Below are 14636 nucleotides of genomic sequence, written 5' to 3'. Positions count from 1 at the left end.
AAGATCGTTCTTTGATCTGAGCCGGTTCGAGATTTATGTTTTGGGCGATGTGGATCCGCGAATGACGAGCTCCGCTGGAAGAACAATTTTGCGATATGAAGCAGGGGCGGCTTGTTGGATCCGTTCGATTAACAGCTGCATCCCTAGAAATCCCATGTCGTAAGCAGGCTGTTTGGCTACGGTTAGGAAGGGATTATAGTCCGGGATAATATCGGGGTCGTCAAAGCAAGCCACGGAAACATCCTCCGGGACACGTATTTGCAAGGCGCGCAGTGCCCGGAGTGTGTTGACTCCGATAAAATTATTCGTCGCGAGAATCGCTGTGGGACGTTCGTCTTTTTGAAACGAGAACAGCTTGCTCACGATTTCATTCAGATTGTCCTTTCTGAAGTGGGTCTCGATCATGTATTTCGGATCATGCCCGATTCCAGCAAGCGTCAAGGTGTCTTTAAAGGCCTGTGCCCGTTCCCTTGCGTTGGATAGGTCTGTGGGACCGTTAATGAGGGCAATCCGCGTATGCCCGAGCTCAATTAGATGATTGACTAGCTGACGTGTAGTATCCGGATTATCTCCCGAGATCACGTCGGCTTGAATGCTGTCAATCGTGCGGTCGATAAAAACGAACGGAACGTTGCGTTTGATCAGCTTCTTTAGATTGGCTGCCGAGGCGTCTCCGGTCGGCACGAAAAGAACGCCGTCTACGCCGGTGGACATTAGCATATTGACGTATTTGTTTTCTTTCTCTTTATTTTCATCGGTATTTCCTAAGATCAGCTGATAGCCTAGCTGTAACGCTTTATCTTCCGCTCCTCTGGCGATATTGGTGAAGAACGGGTTGGAAATGTCGGGAAGAACGAGCGAGACCAGCTTGGTTTCTCTTGAGGTTAAGCTTCTAGCTTGCTTGTTCGGTATATATTCCAGCTCCTGTATGACCTGCTGTACCTTAAGGCGTGTGGATTCCTTGATCAGAGGAGAATTATTAATAACACGGGAGACGGTCATAGGAGATACATTAGCTTTCTTGGCTATATCGTAAATGGTAACCACGAAATCCTTCCTTTCAAGCCTGACTAATCCTAATAATGAGACAAGGAAGGTTAGATTTCAAGTATTCATCCGTTGACGGTAGGAAATGTTTCTGTTATTTTTATGTTATCGGTAACATAAAAATAACAGAGGGGAGGTTCCGATAGATGTATATCAAGAAAATGATCGATTTATCTCAGGACATATACCATAATTGCCCGGTGCTGCCACAATTCAGTCCGCCAAAAATCGAATATTTGCTGATTGGTCCGAGGGACGGCTGGAATCTGGAGCAGATCACACTGAACCTGCATACCGCAACACATATGGACGCACCTGCACATTTGGCGGACTTCCGGCAAACGCTGGATCAGATTCCTGTTGATCGTTTTCAAGGCCGGTTAGTTTTGGTTCCGCTTACATCGAAGCCAGCCGGTGCTCCTATCGAAATTGAAGATCTGAAAGCATATGAAGAATGCTTTCACGAAGATTCCATTGTGTTCCTTCACACCGGGTGGGGGGAGAAACGTTCCTGGACAAAGGAGTTTATCTACGAATCTCCGTTTCTCTCGAATGAGGCAGCCCAATATCTTGTCGATAAAAACATCCGGGGAGTCGGCATTGACCACTTCAGCATTGGCGGTACGGGGGAGCAGAATGAAGAAACGCACCGCATTTTGCTTCAGGCTGGCATATGGATTGCGGAAGGACTGACTCTCTGTGATCCCGAGCTCTATTCCGGGCCATGGCATATCATGGCGCTTCCGGTAAAAATCCGCGAAAGCAGCGGTGCACCTGCGCGGATTGTCGCGTTTCAGGCCGCAGCGGATAATGGCTGACACATATGGAAAGGTGTAGAGAATATGAATTACCGTCAATTGGGCGCAACAGGATTGAAAGTATCCGTTTTAAGCTTCGGCGCATCCTCACTTGGCTCCGTTTTTCATCCGATTGATGAGAAGGAGGGGATACGCGCCGTACATGAGGCTTTCATAAACGGAATTAATTATTTCGACGTATCTCCATATTACGGATTGTTGAAAGCGGAACATGTGCTGGGGCAGGCGCTGCTGGAAATTCCAAGAGAGCAAATCATTTTGAGCACCAAGGCCGGCCGTTACGGGCAGGATCATTTTGATTTTTCGTATGAACGAATTATACGCAGTGTTGAAGAAAGCATGAAGAGGCTTAACACAGACTATATCGATATCCTTTATCTGCATGACATCGAGTTTGGTCATATGGATCAGGTAATCAACGAAGGGATACCCGCCTTACATGACTTGAAAAGGCAAGGCAAAATCCGCTTTGCCGGCGTATCCGGCTTGCCGCTTCAGGTGTTTCGAACGGTGCTTTCCCATGAGCATGTTGATGTCATTCTTTCTTACTGCCATTATTGTTTAAATGATGATTCTCTTTTGGAGCTTCTCCCTCTAGTACAAGAGAAGGGCGTCGGTTTAGTGAATGCCTCCCCTTTATCCATGGGATTGCTGTCCGGGAATGAGCCGCCTGAGTGGCATCCGGCAGCGCCGGTCATCCGCAATAAATGCCTGGAGGCTTATGAATATTGCCAGATGAAAGGGATTTCTCTCCCGAAGCTGGCCATTCAATTCGCCGTACAGCATGAACAGATTCCGACCACGCTCGTCAGCACAGCAAAGCCGGATAACATCAAGGCGAACATCGCATTCGCCCTGGAAAAACCGGATTCCGCGGCCATGCAAGAGATACGCGAGCTCTTGAGTCCGATTCAAAGAATGTCTTGGCCGAGCGGCAGACCTGAAAATGATAAGGGGGTGTTCGTGCGATGAAGTGTATCGTGTGTGAAGAACCGCGTCGTTTGGTTATGAAGGAAGCAGACCTCCCTACGCCAGGTCCCGATGAAGCCCTGCTTCGCATCTTACGCGTCGGAATTTGCGGTACGGATATGCATGCTTATCGCGGAAATCAGCCTTATTTTGTGTATCCGCGCATTCTAGGACATGAGTTAGCTGCGGAGATTTTTGTTATCGGTAACAATGAGAAAGGATTAGCGGTCGGCGATCAGGTTTGCGTGATCCCTTATGTTCATTGCGGGGCGTGTATCGCCTGCAGGAGAGGGAAAACCAATTGCTGCACCCAAATGAGCGTTATCGGAGTTCATCAGGACGGAGGAATGCGTGAATATATGACGGTGCCGATCCGGCACTTGGTTCGAACTGAAGGGCTTACTCCGGATCAAGCGGCGGTTGTGGAGTGCTTTAGTATTGGGGCCCATTCTGTAAGAATCGCCGGGATCGGACCGGGAGATGTTGTACTGGTGATTGGAGCCGGCCCGATTGGACTAAGTACAATGAAATTTGCTAAGCTGGCCGGTGCGAAGGTAATCGCGATGGATCTGAATGAAGAGCGGCTCGATTTTTGCAAAAGCTGGGTGCCTGCGGACCATACCGTGAACGCCATGAACGAACCCCTGCGGGAAGTGGAACGGATTACGGGAGGCGACTATCCGATCACGGTTTTCGATGCTACCGGCAATGTGAAATCGATGGAGCAGGCCGTTCAATATGTCGCGCATGGCGGCCGGTTGGTGTATGTGGGCTTAGTGAAATCGGACATTACCTTTCATGACCCGGATTTTCATAAACGGGAGATGGTCATTATGGGCAGCCGGAATGCGAATAAAGAGGATTTCGCGGAGGTTATTGATAACATTCGAGCTGGACGGATCGATACGGACGCGTTTATTACGCACCGTACGGCATTTACCGAATTGATTGAACAATACGATCATCTAATGCGGCCGGAAACGGGCGTCATTAAGGCAGTTGTACAATTTTAAAAAAGCGGTTAGGGCATGGATAGGAGGAGGGAACCGGAATGACAGGGACAGGTGACAACGAACAACAGTATAAGCTGTGGTATAACCGGCCTGCCGGGGAGTGGAACGAGGCGCTGCCGATCGGTAACGGACGCCTCGGTGCTATGATCTTCGGCGGAGTGGAGAAGGAACGAATCCAGCTGAATGAGGATTCGGTATGGTACGGCGGACCGCGGGACCGCAACAACCGTGACGCGAAGCCCAATCTGCCCAGGATTCGTGAATTGATTTTTGCCGGCCGACTAAAAGAAGCACAGGAGCTGGCAGCGCTTGCTTTACCCGGACTGCCGGAAAAGCAGCGTCATTATTTACCGTTGGGCGATCTTCTGCTGCACTTTTCCGGGCATGATCAAGCTGCAGATGATTACCGTAGAGAGCTTGATCTGGATAACGGTGTTGCAAGGGTTACTTACCGACTCGGCACGGTTCAATATAAGAGGGAGCTGTTTGCCAGCTATCCGGATCATACGATCGTGATTCGGCTAAGCACGGATCAACCGGGGAGCCTTTCGTTGAAGGCACGGTTTGATCGCAATAAATGGAGATATGTCGAAAGGACGGATAAGTGGGAAAGCGACGGACTTGTGATGCATGGGAATTGCGGCGGTGAAGGGGGCAGCCGGTTTGTGGCCGTTCTGAAAGCCGTTGTTGATGGAGGAAGTCATTATACGATTGGCGAGCATCTCGTCATAGAGAAAGCCGATAGTGTAACTCTGCTGCTTTCGGCCGGTACAACTTTCCGTCATGAGCAGCCGGAAGAGACTTGCAAGAAGCAGCTGGAGCTAATCTCGCAGCTCAGCTATCCGAAGCTTCATCATCGGCATACCGCAGATTACCGTGAGCTTTTTCACCGAGTAAACCTTCAGCTATCCGACGGCAGCGATTCCCATCCATCGCGTCCTACCGATGAAAGGCTGAAGCAGGTGCAGCTTGGAGCGGATGATCCGGGCCTTATGGCATTATATTTTCAGTTCGGGCGCTACTTACTGATCTCGTCCAGCCGGCCGGGATCGCTGCCTGCAAACCTGCAGGGGATTTGGAATGAAAGCTTTCTGCCGCCGTGGGACAGCAAGTATACCATTAATATTAATGCCCAAATGAATTATTGGATTGCGGAAAACGGCAATTTAGCAGAGTGCCATACACCTTTGTTTGAACTCATTGAACGAATGCGGGGGCCAGGCCGTCATACGGCCGAGGTAATGTATGGCTGCCGTGGTTTTACAGCTCATCATAACACCGATATTTGGGCGGATACCGCCCCGCAGGATACGTATTTGCCTGCCTCATTCTGGCCGATGGGTGCAGCTTGGCTGTGCTTGCATTTGTGGGAGCATTATCAATTCGGCCTCGACGAAACGTTCCTGCGCCAGGCTTATCCAACCTTGAAGGAAGCGGCGCAATTTTTGCTGGATTACCTGCTGGAAGGACCGGACGGTGCTCTGGTTACTTGCCCATCCGTTTCTCCTGAGAATACTTACATCCTGCCGAACGGTGAATCCGGTGTCATGTGTGCGGGTCCTTCAATGGATTTCCAAATTATCCATGCGCTCTTTTACGCTTGTATAGAAAGCTCGCGGATTCTGGAGACCGATGAGGATTTCAGCAGAGAGCTTAACGCAGTACTCGATCGTCTGCCCAAGCCGAAAATCGGAAAATACGGGCAGATTCAAGAGTGGATGGAGGATTACGAGGAGGTGCATCCGGGGCATCGTCATATCTCCCATTTGTTCGGTCTGTATCCAGGGGAACAGTTTACGGTGGAAGGGACTCCGGAGCTGGCCGCTGCCGCACGTGTTACCCTGGAACGCCGGTTAGCGAATGGAGGCGGGCATACAGGGTGGAGCCGGGCATGGATCATCAACTTTTGGGCACGGCTGCAGGACGCGGATCAAGCTTATAGCAACGTGGCGGCCTTACTCTCTCATTCCACCCTGCCCAATCTGTTTGATAACCACCCGCCATTTCAAATTGACGGAAATTTTGGCGGAGCGGCTGGAATTGCTGAAATGCTGCTGCAAAGTCATGCCGGGCTTCTTCATTTCCTCCCTGCACTGCCGCGGCAATGGCAGCATGGACAGGTTTGCGGCTTGCGTGCCCGAGGCGGGTATACCGTGGACATGAAATGGACGGAAGGCAAAATCATAGAGGCAAGGGTGACGGCCTCCGCTGACGGGTTGTGCCGAATACGCGGTATAGGTGAGGAAATCATTGAGATTTGGGCCAAGGCGGGCCAGAGCTATATGTTTTAAGGCTCACGATAACATTGAATGGATTTTGACCAAATTTATCAAGCATACGGAGGATTGTTCATAATGACGAATAAACGGTATTTAGCATTAGCAACGGCAGCAGCTTTAACGTTAACTTCGGCCTGTTCCCAAGGGCAGGCTCCTGCTCCTGCGAACGAAGGTAAGGCGGGGGAACCAGCCTCTGCCCCAAACATAAGCATTATGACCGTGCTGCATTCCCCGGAGGTTCCTTCGGATGCCATTGAAAAGCTGCTGGAGGAAAAAACAGGCACTCAGCTGGAGATCCAATGGGTACCGGATGGGACCTATAATGAGAAGCTGAATGCCTCCTTTGCTACAGGGACGTTGCCGCAAGTGGTGTATGCGCAAATCAGCAATTTCAGAGAGGCTATACTTGATGGGCAGTTTTGGGAAGTAGGACCCTACTTAAAGGACTATCCGAATCTAAAAAACTTGAACCCGGATGTATTACGGAACACATCCGTAAACGGGAAAATTTATTCCCTCTATCAGGAGTCGCCTATTTCACGCCAGGGTGTTCTATATCGGAAGGATTGGGCTGACAGCCTCGGATTGAAAGCGCCTACATCACTTGAAGAGCTGTATATGATGGCGAAGCAGTTTACCGAAAATGATCCGGACAAAAACGGTGTAAATGACACGATTGGCTTGACCGACCGCAATGATTTTCAATACGGGGCTTTTAAGACATTAGCATCCTATCACGGCACGCCGAACAATTGGGGGATGAAAGACGGTAAGCTTGCACCCGATTTTATGTTTCCCGAGTACATCGATACCATGAAGTTCATTCAAAAGCTGCACAAAGAAGGATTGATGAATAAGGATTTTCCAGTAACAAGTAAAACGGATCAGCAAAACCTGCTCATTTCCGGTAAAGCGGGAATGTATATCGGTTCCATGCAGGACGTTGTAGGCTTACAGGATAAGCTTGCAGCGCAAAATCCGAAAGCCCAGCTTGATATACAGAACAGAATTAAAGGGCCGAAAGATCTTGGGATCTGGGCGCTTCCGGGATATGGCGCGGTAGTTCTCTTTCCGAAGACCTCAGTGAAAACCGAACAAGAGCTGAAATCGATTCTGAGCTTTTACGATAAGCTTATGAGCCCGGAAATAGCCAACTTAATGAACTTTGGCGTAGAAAACAAGCATTATAAATCTGCCGAAGGCGGGAAGGTTTCCCGTGTGGATGACAGCAAATTGATCGAACGTGAGCTGAAGCCGTACTTCTCGCTGCGTATCGGCGGGCCAAACACGATTAACATGCTGCAGCAGTTCTACAGCAAGCCGATCCAAGCCAAGGCGGAGAGTCTAGTAAAGGACAATGAGTCGTTCCTCATCCATGATCCAACGGCTCCGTTATTCTCGATGACCTATGCTACGAAAGGGGCTCAGCTCCAAGAGATCATTAAGGATGCAACCTATAAGTTCATGCTGGGTGATATCAATGAGGCGGGTTATCAGCAGCAGATCGAAAGATGGCTTAACGAAGGCGGTCAGCAAATCATCGATGAATATAACGAATCGTATCTTCAATCTCAATCTGCTCCGAAGTAAATTTTAGATCGGACAATGGATAGGGGCATTATCACTGGGTTACCATTACGGGACTTGGCTCGGATAATGCCCTTTTTCATCCCGGTTTCATAAATTCTGCACATAATTATTGGGAATTGAAGCGCTTTCCTTCTTGGTGATATATTCGCCTTGCATAAAAAAACAGAGAGAGGGAGGTGAGACCGCTCATGAATGAAGCGAATGTAGCTAGAAAGGGAGACTTGGAGGGGCGAAGCCGACCGATCCCATACTTTGCAATGCTCAAAAAGGATTTCAGAAAAAATAAATACATTTATTTTCTGGCTTCCTTCGGGATAGCGTATTATCTGATCTTCAGTTATATCCCGATGTATGGAGTGATCATTGCCTTTAAAAATTATTCTCCGGTAAAGGGGATCATGGGAAGTCCTTGGGTAGGCTTGGATCATTTTGTAGAGTTTTTTCAAAGCTTTTATTTTTGGAGACTGCTGCGAAATACGCTGCTGATCAATGTTTATGAACTCCTCTTTGCTTTTCCTGCTCCAATCATTTTGGCTTTGCTTTTGAACGAGGTCAGAAATACTTATTTCAAACGACTTGTGCAAACGGTTACATACCTGCCGCACTTCGTTTCCATCGTTGTAATTTGCGGGATGATTGTAGATTTTTCCCGTAAAGCTGGTTTATTTAATAAGATTTTGGGCTGGTTTGGGGTTGAGGCTCAAAATCTGCTTCTGGATCCGTCCTTATTTCGTACGATTTTCATTGGGTCAGGGATTTGGCAGGGGATTGGATGGGGTACGATTATTTATTTGGCTGCCTTAACCGCCATCGATACGCAATTATACGATGCGGCCAGGGTGGACGGCGCCAATCGCTGGAGGCAAATGCTTCACGTGACCTTGCCGGGGATTATGCCGACCATTGTCATTTTATTAATTTTGCGTATCGGCGGGATGATGGATGTCGGCTTTGAGAAAATTATTCTTCTTTATAATTCCCAGACCTATGAGACGGCCGATGTGATTTCAAGCTTCGTTTACCGGCGGGGGATTCTGGAGGCGAATTACAGCTACAGCACCGCGGTTAGTTTATTTAATTCCGTTGTTAACTTTATGCTTCTCATTTTGGCAAATCGAATCAGCAGGAAGGTCAATGAAACGAGCCTCTGGTGAGGAAGGAGGGACGATATGATAAAACGCAGCTTAGGAGACAAAATTTTCGACGCATGTAATGTCCTGCTCTTATGCGGCTTGATGCTCGTAACACTGTACCCCTTTCTCTACGTGGTTTTTGCTTCCTTAAGCGTTCCGTCTGAGCTGGTGAAGCACAGCGGAATACTGTGGAGGCCGCAAGGGTTTTTTACGGAAGCATATAAGCTGGTGCTCCAGAATCCGATGATCATCTCGGGGTATAAAAATACGATTTTTTATGTTGTGGTTGGTACGATTCTAAACGTCTTTTTTACGGCTTTATTCGCATTTGTACTGTCCAGGCGCAATGTGTATTGGAAGAAACACATGATGATGATGGTTGTGGCAACCATGTTCTTCAGCGGAGGTATGATCCCCAGCTATATTTTGGTCAAAAATCTAGGCATGCTGGATACCCGGTGGGCACTTATTATTCCCGGCTTGATCGCCACCTGGAACTTGATCATTATGCGAACCTCCTTTCAATCGATTCCATATGAGCTGGAGGAAGCAGCAAAAATTGACGGCGCCTCCGATGCAAGAGTGTTTGCCCAAATTATTCTTCCTTTATCGGTTCCGCTGCTGGCCGTCATGGTTTTATTTTATGGCGTTGGGCACTGGAATTCTTGGGCCGGTGCTTTAATCTATCTCAGGGACAGGGAGCTCTTTCCTTTGCAGCTGGTACTCCGGGAAATTTTAATCGAGAACAGCACGACAGATACAACGAACCTTTCGACAACAACAGGGGATCCATTCCTCGGTGAAGTTGTCAAATATGCCACGATTGTGGTTGCCACTGTCCCAATTCTGGTCTTATATCCGTTCATCCAGAAGTATTTTACCAAGGGTGTGATGATCGGTGCGTTAAAAGGATAAGACATTTTACAAAATGGTAGGGGGAACGAGCATGTCGAAACGAAAAATGGGGTTACTATCGTTATCCGTTTTGATGGCAGGAACCGTCCTGGGCGGGTGTACCGGTTCTTCGAATACAGCACAGGAACCGGCAGAGGCTACAAAGTCGGGAACTCAGGAAATCAGTTTTCTTTGGAACGGAAAATTCAGCAGCAAGATTCCAGAGGTCAAAGGGTACGCGGACGTTGAGGCATATAAGGAAATTCAGAAGCGCGCTAATGTGACCTTGAAAATTCAAGATAACGATACGTCTAATCTTTCGCAATTTAATATTATGCTGGCTTCCGGCAACTATCCGGATATCATTTATGTTCCGGGAGCGTATCCGGGTGGGGTTGCGAAATTGGTGGAGGATGGCGTGGCCATCCGATTGAATGACCTGATTGAGAAGCACGCGCCAAATTATAAGAAGCTTCTGGATGAGCATCCCGAAATAAAAAAGCAAGTGATGCTCGATGACGGTACGATCGCGAAGTTCCCTCAAATCAACTTAGACCTGCGTCGGAATGCTTGGAGCGGTACGATGATCCGGCAGGATTGGCTGGACAAAGCGGGCTTACAGATGCCGACGACGATCGAAGAGTGGTATACGGCTCTGAAAGCCTTTAAAAGCACTGATATGAACGGAAACGGTAAAAACGATGAAATTCCGTTGGGAGATCAAAGCGGAGCTGGCAGTATTTCTGCATTTGCGACGGCCTATGGTCTTTTGACCACCTTCCAAATTCACCCGGATACCGGCAAGGTTACTTACGGTCCATACGATCCTGCCTTTAAGGATTTCCTGACAACGATGCATAAATGGTACCAGGAGGGGCTTATCGACAGTGAATTTGCCGCAACGGATAAGAAGGGCTTCGAGGCGAAATTTTCCAACAACACGGTCGGGGCGTACAGCGGGACCATTACAGGAATCAACTCCTATAAGAACCTGATGAAGGGGAGCATTCCGGAATTCAAGCTAATTGGAGTCACTCCTCCGATCGGCCCGGCTGGAAAATCCTTCAGTGCGAGTGCGCAGCTGGCGCAGTATGTTCCATTAGAAGGCGCTGTAGTCAGTTCGCAAGCCAAGGACCCGGAAGCTGTCGTCAAGCTTCTGGATTTTATGATCAGCCCGGAAGGCAGCGACCTGCAAAACTGGGGAATTGAAGGAAAAAGCTATATTGTAGAAAACGGAAAAAAGAAGTTTACCGATGAGATTACGAAGAACCCGAATTATGAAGCAAGGGTTGCCATTTCACGCTATGCCTATCCGACTTCCGGTATGGTAAAAGTGATGGATTTCGACGCATGGGCTTCGTTTGAGCTGCAATATCCCGAAGCTGCAGAAGCCAATGAGCGCTGGTTCAATGCAGATCGAACGCTTCTTCTTCCGCCGCTTTTGTTTAAGGGGGACGAGAGTCAGGAAATCAGTAAAATCATGAGCGAAGCGGATACGTATATGAAAGAAATGCTGCTCAAATTCATTATGGGCAATGAATCATTAGAGAACTTCGAGAATTACAGAGGAACGTTGAAGAAAATGAATATTGAAAGAGCGATCGAAATATATCAGGCGGCTTACGACCGTTACCAAAAAAGATAATCGTGTGAAGCAGGTTGGTTACGTATCGAATGTAGCCAACCTGCATCCATTTGCGAGTCAAGGGGGCAGGATGTGCGTACAAATGCGTACCGATTTTTTTTGAAATACCTGGCTTCTTATTTGCTGATTCTTCTCATCCCAATTACCGTCCTAACACTTGTCGTCAATACTCTCTTTGTAAACAAGCTGCAGGAAGAGGTAATTTCCAATAACCTTACGAACCTGGATAAGGTCCGCTACTCCATGGATAACCAACTACTATGGATTGAGGATATGACCCGTCAGCTGCTCCTGTATGATAACAGTCTTTATCCATACCGTATCTCCAATCAATGGGGGTACAAAGCATGGGGGATTACACGCGAACTTAAGCGCTTTCAAAGACTTGCCCCATACGTTCATGAAATTTGGCTGTATTATAAAAATGAAAATTCGGTTTTCACCAGCAGCGGTGTCTACACCATTCCGGTTCTGGCGAATCAAATTTATAAATTCGAGGATCTTTCGGAGACAGAGTTGGAACGGGGCCTTCATAGTACGGTCCGCACAGAAATCCTTACTCCGCAAAAGGATGCGGTATCGGGACAGAAATACCTTCGAATGTTTGTTCCTCTATTTCCGAATCAGAAGGAATCCTACGGAACACTTGTTTATCTGATCAAGGAAGAAGCAATTCATCGTTTGATGTCCTCTTATGATTCCACGGAGGCAGAGAGGTCGACTTGGATTTTTGATCAAAACAACCAGCTCGTAACCGGCATCGAGACAAGGGATGGTCCTACTAAGCAATCCATAGCGGAATTAGTGGCACATCAACCTTCCTTGGAATATCAGAAGCTCGATATTGAGGGGAAACCCTATTACATGTTTTTCGTGGAATCGGAACAAACGGGTTGGAAGTATGTTTCTTTACAGCCCGTCCATCTCGTCTTACATAAGGTCGAGCTTGCGCAAAAATGGTTCACCATAGGCGTTGTTTTATTATTGATATTTGGTGGAGCGATCATTTACTTTAGCATGCTTTTCAATTATAAGCCCATCCATCGGCTGCGGAATGACAGCATCCAGGTTTTATTCCCAAAGGGGAAGATTCTGAACGAGCTGGATACGGTCAGGGAGGTATTAACCCGCTTGGCGATCCGAAACCAAGAGCTGGATGAGCGGGTGAAAAATCAGGCCTCGGCAGCCAAAAGGCAATTGATGCTCTCGTTGCTAAAGGGAGAGATTCGAGATTTAGATGGGATGATTCAGTATGGCGGGGAAATCGGGTTGGCAATCCCTATTTATCCTTATGTACGTGTAGCAATTGTTGAGTTTCCGTCCCACTTGCATCTGAACCAGCATCCGAGAATCGAAGAGATGGAACAACGTTTCACATCGTCATGTCTGGCCTACGGAATTGAGCATATGGAAAGTAACCGGTATGTGTTTGTGATATTTACGGAAATGGAGTTCATGGAGGAAGCAGATGTAGGACTTCAAGCATTTCACCAGGCTATAAGCCAATCCGTGAAAGCATCCGTAACGATCGGTGTAGGGGCTCCCACTCGCTTGGGGAATGCTCCTCAATCTTATCTCGAGGCGCAAACGGCGATAGGCTATCGTTTTATCCAAGGGATCAATCGAGTGATCTATTTTGACCGTATCCCTCTGCGGCCGAATGGAGTGGACGATTATCCGGTTTCCGGGGTCGAAGACTTAAAAAGGGCGATTCAAGCGGGGAGCAAAGAGAGCATTCAAGAGAGCGTTTCTTTACTCATTTTGTTCATTAAGGAAAAGCAGCCTCCTCTTCTCATCACTCGAGGTCTTTGTTTTGAAATGATTCGTATCATGAACGGGGTTTGGAGAGAGGCCGGCTTGCATGACAAAGTGTCGGATCGTTACCCTGACATTTTCTCTCTTGAGCAAATGGAGACCATTGATGAATTTGAGTATCTGATGAAGGAAGTCAGCTCGGACTTATACAATGCCATTGCAAATCGTCAACCTGCTTTGGATAAAGTCGAAGATGCATCGGATGTACGTTCAATCCAAGCTATGCTTGGCTATATTGAAACCAATTACGACAGCTGCGAGTTCTCATTGCAGGCCATGTCCGAACGTTTCGGCATGGCTCTGCCCAACCTTGGGCAATTTTTCAAGGAACGAACGGGGCAGACCTTACTGGAATACACAACCACTTTACGGATGGAGAAAGCGAAGCAGCTTTTGATTACCACCCAATTGCCACTAAAGACCGTATCGGAGGAGGTGGGTTATTATAATGTTTCCAGCTTTATTCGGCGATTCAAGCAGCTGACGGGAATGACTCCCGGTGAATATCGTTCAACTCCAATGAAATCGGATGCGTTTCGGCAAGGGAGCTCCACTACCATGTTACGATAAGCATGTGCCGAATTTTGAGTTTTGGGCTAAGGAGGGGGCCAGAGCTATACGTTTTATAGCTTGCGATAACTCTGAATGGAATTTGTCCAAATCTATCAATTACACGGAAGAATGTTCATGATGACGAATAAACGGTTATTAGTGTTTTAGGGTAAGATTGGTAATTATTATATTTTATACATTGGGGGAAATTATATTAAATATTGTAGTTTACAATTAATGGTTGATATTTACATTTACTATGGTAATATATTACATGGATAGGTTGGCCAGCCGTTCCATTTTATTCTAGGAGGAGAAGCTATGAAAATCAAAAAAATCGCAGTTATTTTAACAGCAGTAGCATCATTAACTTTTGGATCACAAAGTGCCTTCGCTAATAGCAATATCTATGAACAAAACGACATTCAGAATAACAGTTATTACACTCCAGAGTTATATACAGCTGGTTCTGTAAGCACAAATCCTTTTGGTCTTAATAAATTGGGTACTCTTAGCAGTACTTCCGACCATGATTGGTATTTACTTGAGATTCCACAAAACTTCCCTAGTGATACTGCTCTAATTACACTAGTAAATCCATATGGTGGTGTAAGATACTCACTTTCAATTACTACAGAAAACGGTGGCTATGTTTCAAAAGAGTGGCTCATTGATAATGAAACTTTGACACAAGTAAGAATCCAATTGTCACCTAATACGAAATATAAGTTGCATGTTTCACCCTATAGCGAAAATAGCGATGTCAATCAATTTTATTATCAATTAGCTGTAAACTAAATCTTTCTCAAGACGTCGTCTATATGGACGACGTCTATTTATTTTTTATTATCTAGTCACCATCTTCTCTGCGTCTTCATATC

General features: G+C 47.1%; 11 protein-coding genes. 10 read left to right on the top strand and 1 reads right to left on the bottom strand.

The genetic code is table 11. The annotated features are described in order from the left end of the window. Positions 1 to 33 precede the first annotated feature (33 nt). A complete protein-coding gene (locus GQS10_RS13670; protein ID WP_166243082.1) occupies positions 34 to 1047 on the bottom strand; it encodes a substrate-binding domain-containing protein in 1014 nt (337 codons plus the stop codon). A gap of 146 nt (positions 1048 to 1193) precedes the next feature. Between GQS10_RS13670 and GQS10_RS13665 the strand changes: the two genes are divergently transcribed. From GQS10_RS13665 to GQS10_RS13620, 10 genes are all read left to right on the top strand, one after another. Then, a complete protein-coding gene (locus tag GQS10_RS13665; protein WP_166243080.1) occupies positions 1194 to 1865 on the top strand; it encodes a cyclase family protein in 672 nt (223 codons plus the stop codon). Between the two features lie 24 nt (positions 1866 to 1889). Then, positions 1890 to 2837, top strand: coding sequence for an aldo/keto reductase (locus tag GQS10_RS13660; RefSeq protein WP_166243078.1), 948 nt, complete (start codon positions 1890 to 1892; stop codon positions 2835 to 2837). Next, on the top strand, positions 2834 to 3847 hold the full coding sequence (locus GQS10_RS13655) for a zinc-binding alcohol dehydrogenase family protein (protein WP_166243076.1): 1014 nt from the start codon (positions 2834 to 2836) through the stop codon (positions 3845 to 3847). The genes GQS10_RS13660 and GQS10_RS13655 overlap by 4 nt, the downstream gene beginning before the upstream one ends. A 38-nt stretch (positions 3848 to 3885) precedes the next feature. Further along, a complete protein-coding gene (locus GQS10_RS13650; protein WP_166243074.1) occupies positions 3886 to 6138 on the top strand; it encodes a glycoside hydrolase family 95 protein in 2253 nt (750 codons plus the stop codon). Positions 6139 to 6201: 63 nt separating this feature from the next. Continuing rightward, positions 6202 to 7716 carry an extracellular solute-binding protein gene (locus GQS10_RS13645; protein ID WP_166243072.1) on the top strand — a complete coding sequence of 505 codons (1515 nt, stop codon included), beginning with the start codon at positions 6202 to 6204 and terminating at the stop codon, positions 7714 to 7716. A 188-nt stretch (positions 7717 to 7904) separates the two neighbouring features. Then, a complete protein-coding gene (locus tag GQS10_RS13640) occupies positions 7905 to 8870 on the top strand; it encodes an ABC transporter permease (protein WP_166243070.1) in 966 nt (321 codons plus the stop codon). A gap of 15 nt (positions 8871 to 8885) precedes the next feature. Further along, positions 8886 to 9764 (top strand): carbohydrate ABC transporter permease, encoded by an 879-nt coding sequence (locus GQS10_RS13635; RefSeq protein WP_166243068.1) that lies wholly within the window; start codon positions 8886 to 8888, stop codon positions 9762 to 9764. Positions 9765 to 9795: 31 nt separating this feature from the next. Beyond that, on the top strand, positions 9796 to 11388 hold the full coding sequence (locus GQS10_RS13630) for an extracellular solute-binding protein (protein ID WP_243735152.1): 1593 nt from the start codon (positions 9796 to 9798) through the stop codon (positions 11386 to 11388). A gap of 72 nt (positions 11389 to 11460) precedes the next feature. Beyond that, positions 11461 to 13773 carry a helix-turn-helix domain-containing protein gene (locus GQS10_RS23675; RefSeq protein WP_166243066.1) on the top strand — a complete coding sequence of 771 codons (2313 nt, stop codon included), beginning with the start codon at positions 11461 to 11463 and terminating at the stop codon, positions 13771 to 13773. Between the two features lie 303 nt (positions 13774 to 14076). Continuing rightward, positions 14077 to 14553: a hypothetical protein gene (locus tag GQS10_RS13620; RefSeq protein WP_166243064.1), complete on the top strand. Its 477-nt coding sequence runs from the start codon at positions 14077 to 14079 to the stop codon at positions 14551 to 14553. The last annotated feature ends 83 nt before the right edge of the window (positions 14554 to 14636 follow it).

This window comes from Paenibacillus turpanensis, assembly GCF_011421635.1.
In the GTDB taxonomy this organism is placed as follows: Bacteria; Bacillota; Bacilli; order Paenibacillales; family YIM-B00363; genus Paenibacillus_AK; species Paenibacillus_AK turpanensis.
The sequence above is the reverse complement of the archived record's forward strand: the minus strand, read 5'-3'. Positions and strand labels throughout refer to the sequence as shown.

Coding starts and splice junctions, on each gene's coding strand:
- GQS10_RS13660 (WP_166243078.1), top strand. CDS start 1,890: ATGAATTACCGTCAATTGGGCGCAACAGGATTGAAAGTATCCGTTTTA.
- GQS10_RS13630 (WP_243735152.1), top strand. CDS start 9,796: ATGTCGAAACGAAAAATGGGGTTACTATCGTTATCCGTTTTGATGGCA.
- GQS10_RS13650 (WP_166243074.1), top strand. CDS start 3,886: ATGACAGGGACAGGTGACAACGAACAACAGTATAAGCTGTGGTATAAC.
- GQS10_RS13640 (WP_166243070.1), top strand. CDS start 7,905: ATGAATGAAGCGAATGTAGCTAGAAAGGGAGACTTGGAGGGGCGAAGC.
- GQS10_RS13635 (WP_166243068.1), top strand. CDS start 8,886: ATGATAAAACGCAGCTTAGGAGACAAAATTTTCGACGCATGTAATGTC.
- GQS10_RS13645 (WP_166243072.1), top strand. CDS start 6,202: ATGACGAATAAACGGTATTTAGCATTAGCAACGGCAGCAGCTTTAACG.
- GQS10_RS13655 (WP_166243076.1), top strand. CDS start 2,834: ATGAAGTGTATCGTGTGTGAAGAACCGCGTCGTTTGGTTATGAAGGAA.
- GQS10_RS13665 (WP_166243080.1), top strand. CDS start 1,194: ATGTATATCAAGAAAATGATCGATTTATCTCAGGACATATACCATAAT.
- GQS10_RS13620 (WP_166243064.1), top strand. CDS start 14,077: ATGAAAATCAAAAAAATCGCAGTTATTTTAACAGCAGTAGCATCATTA.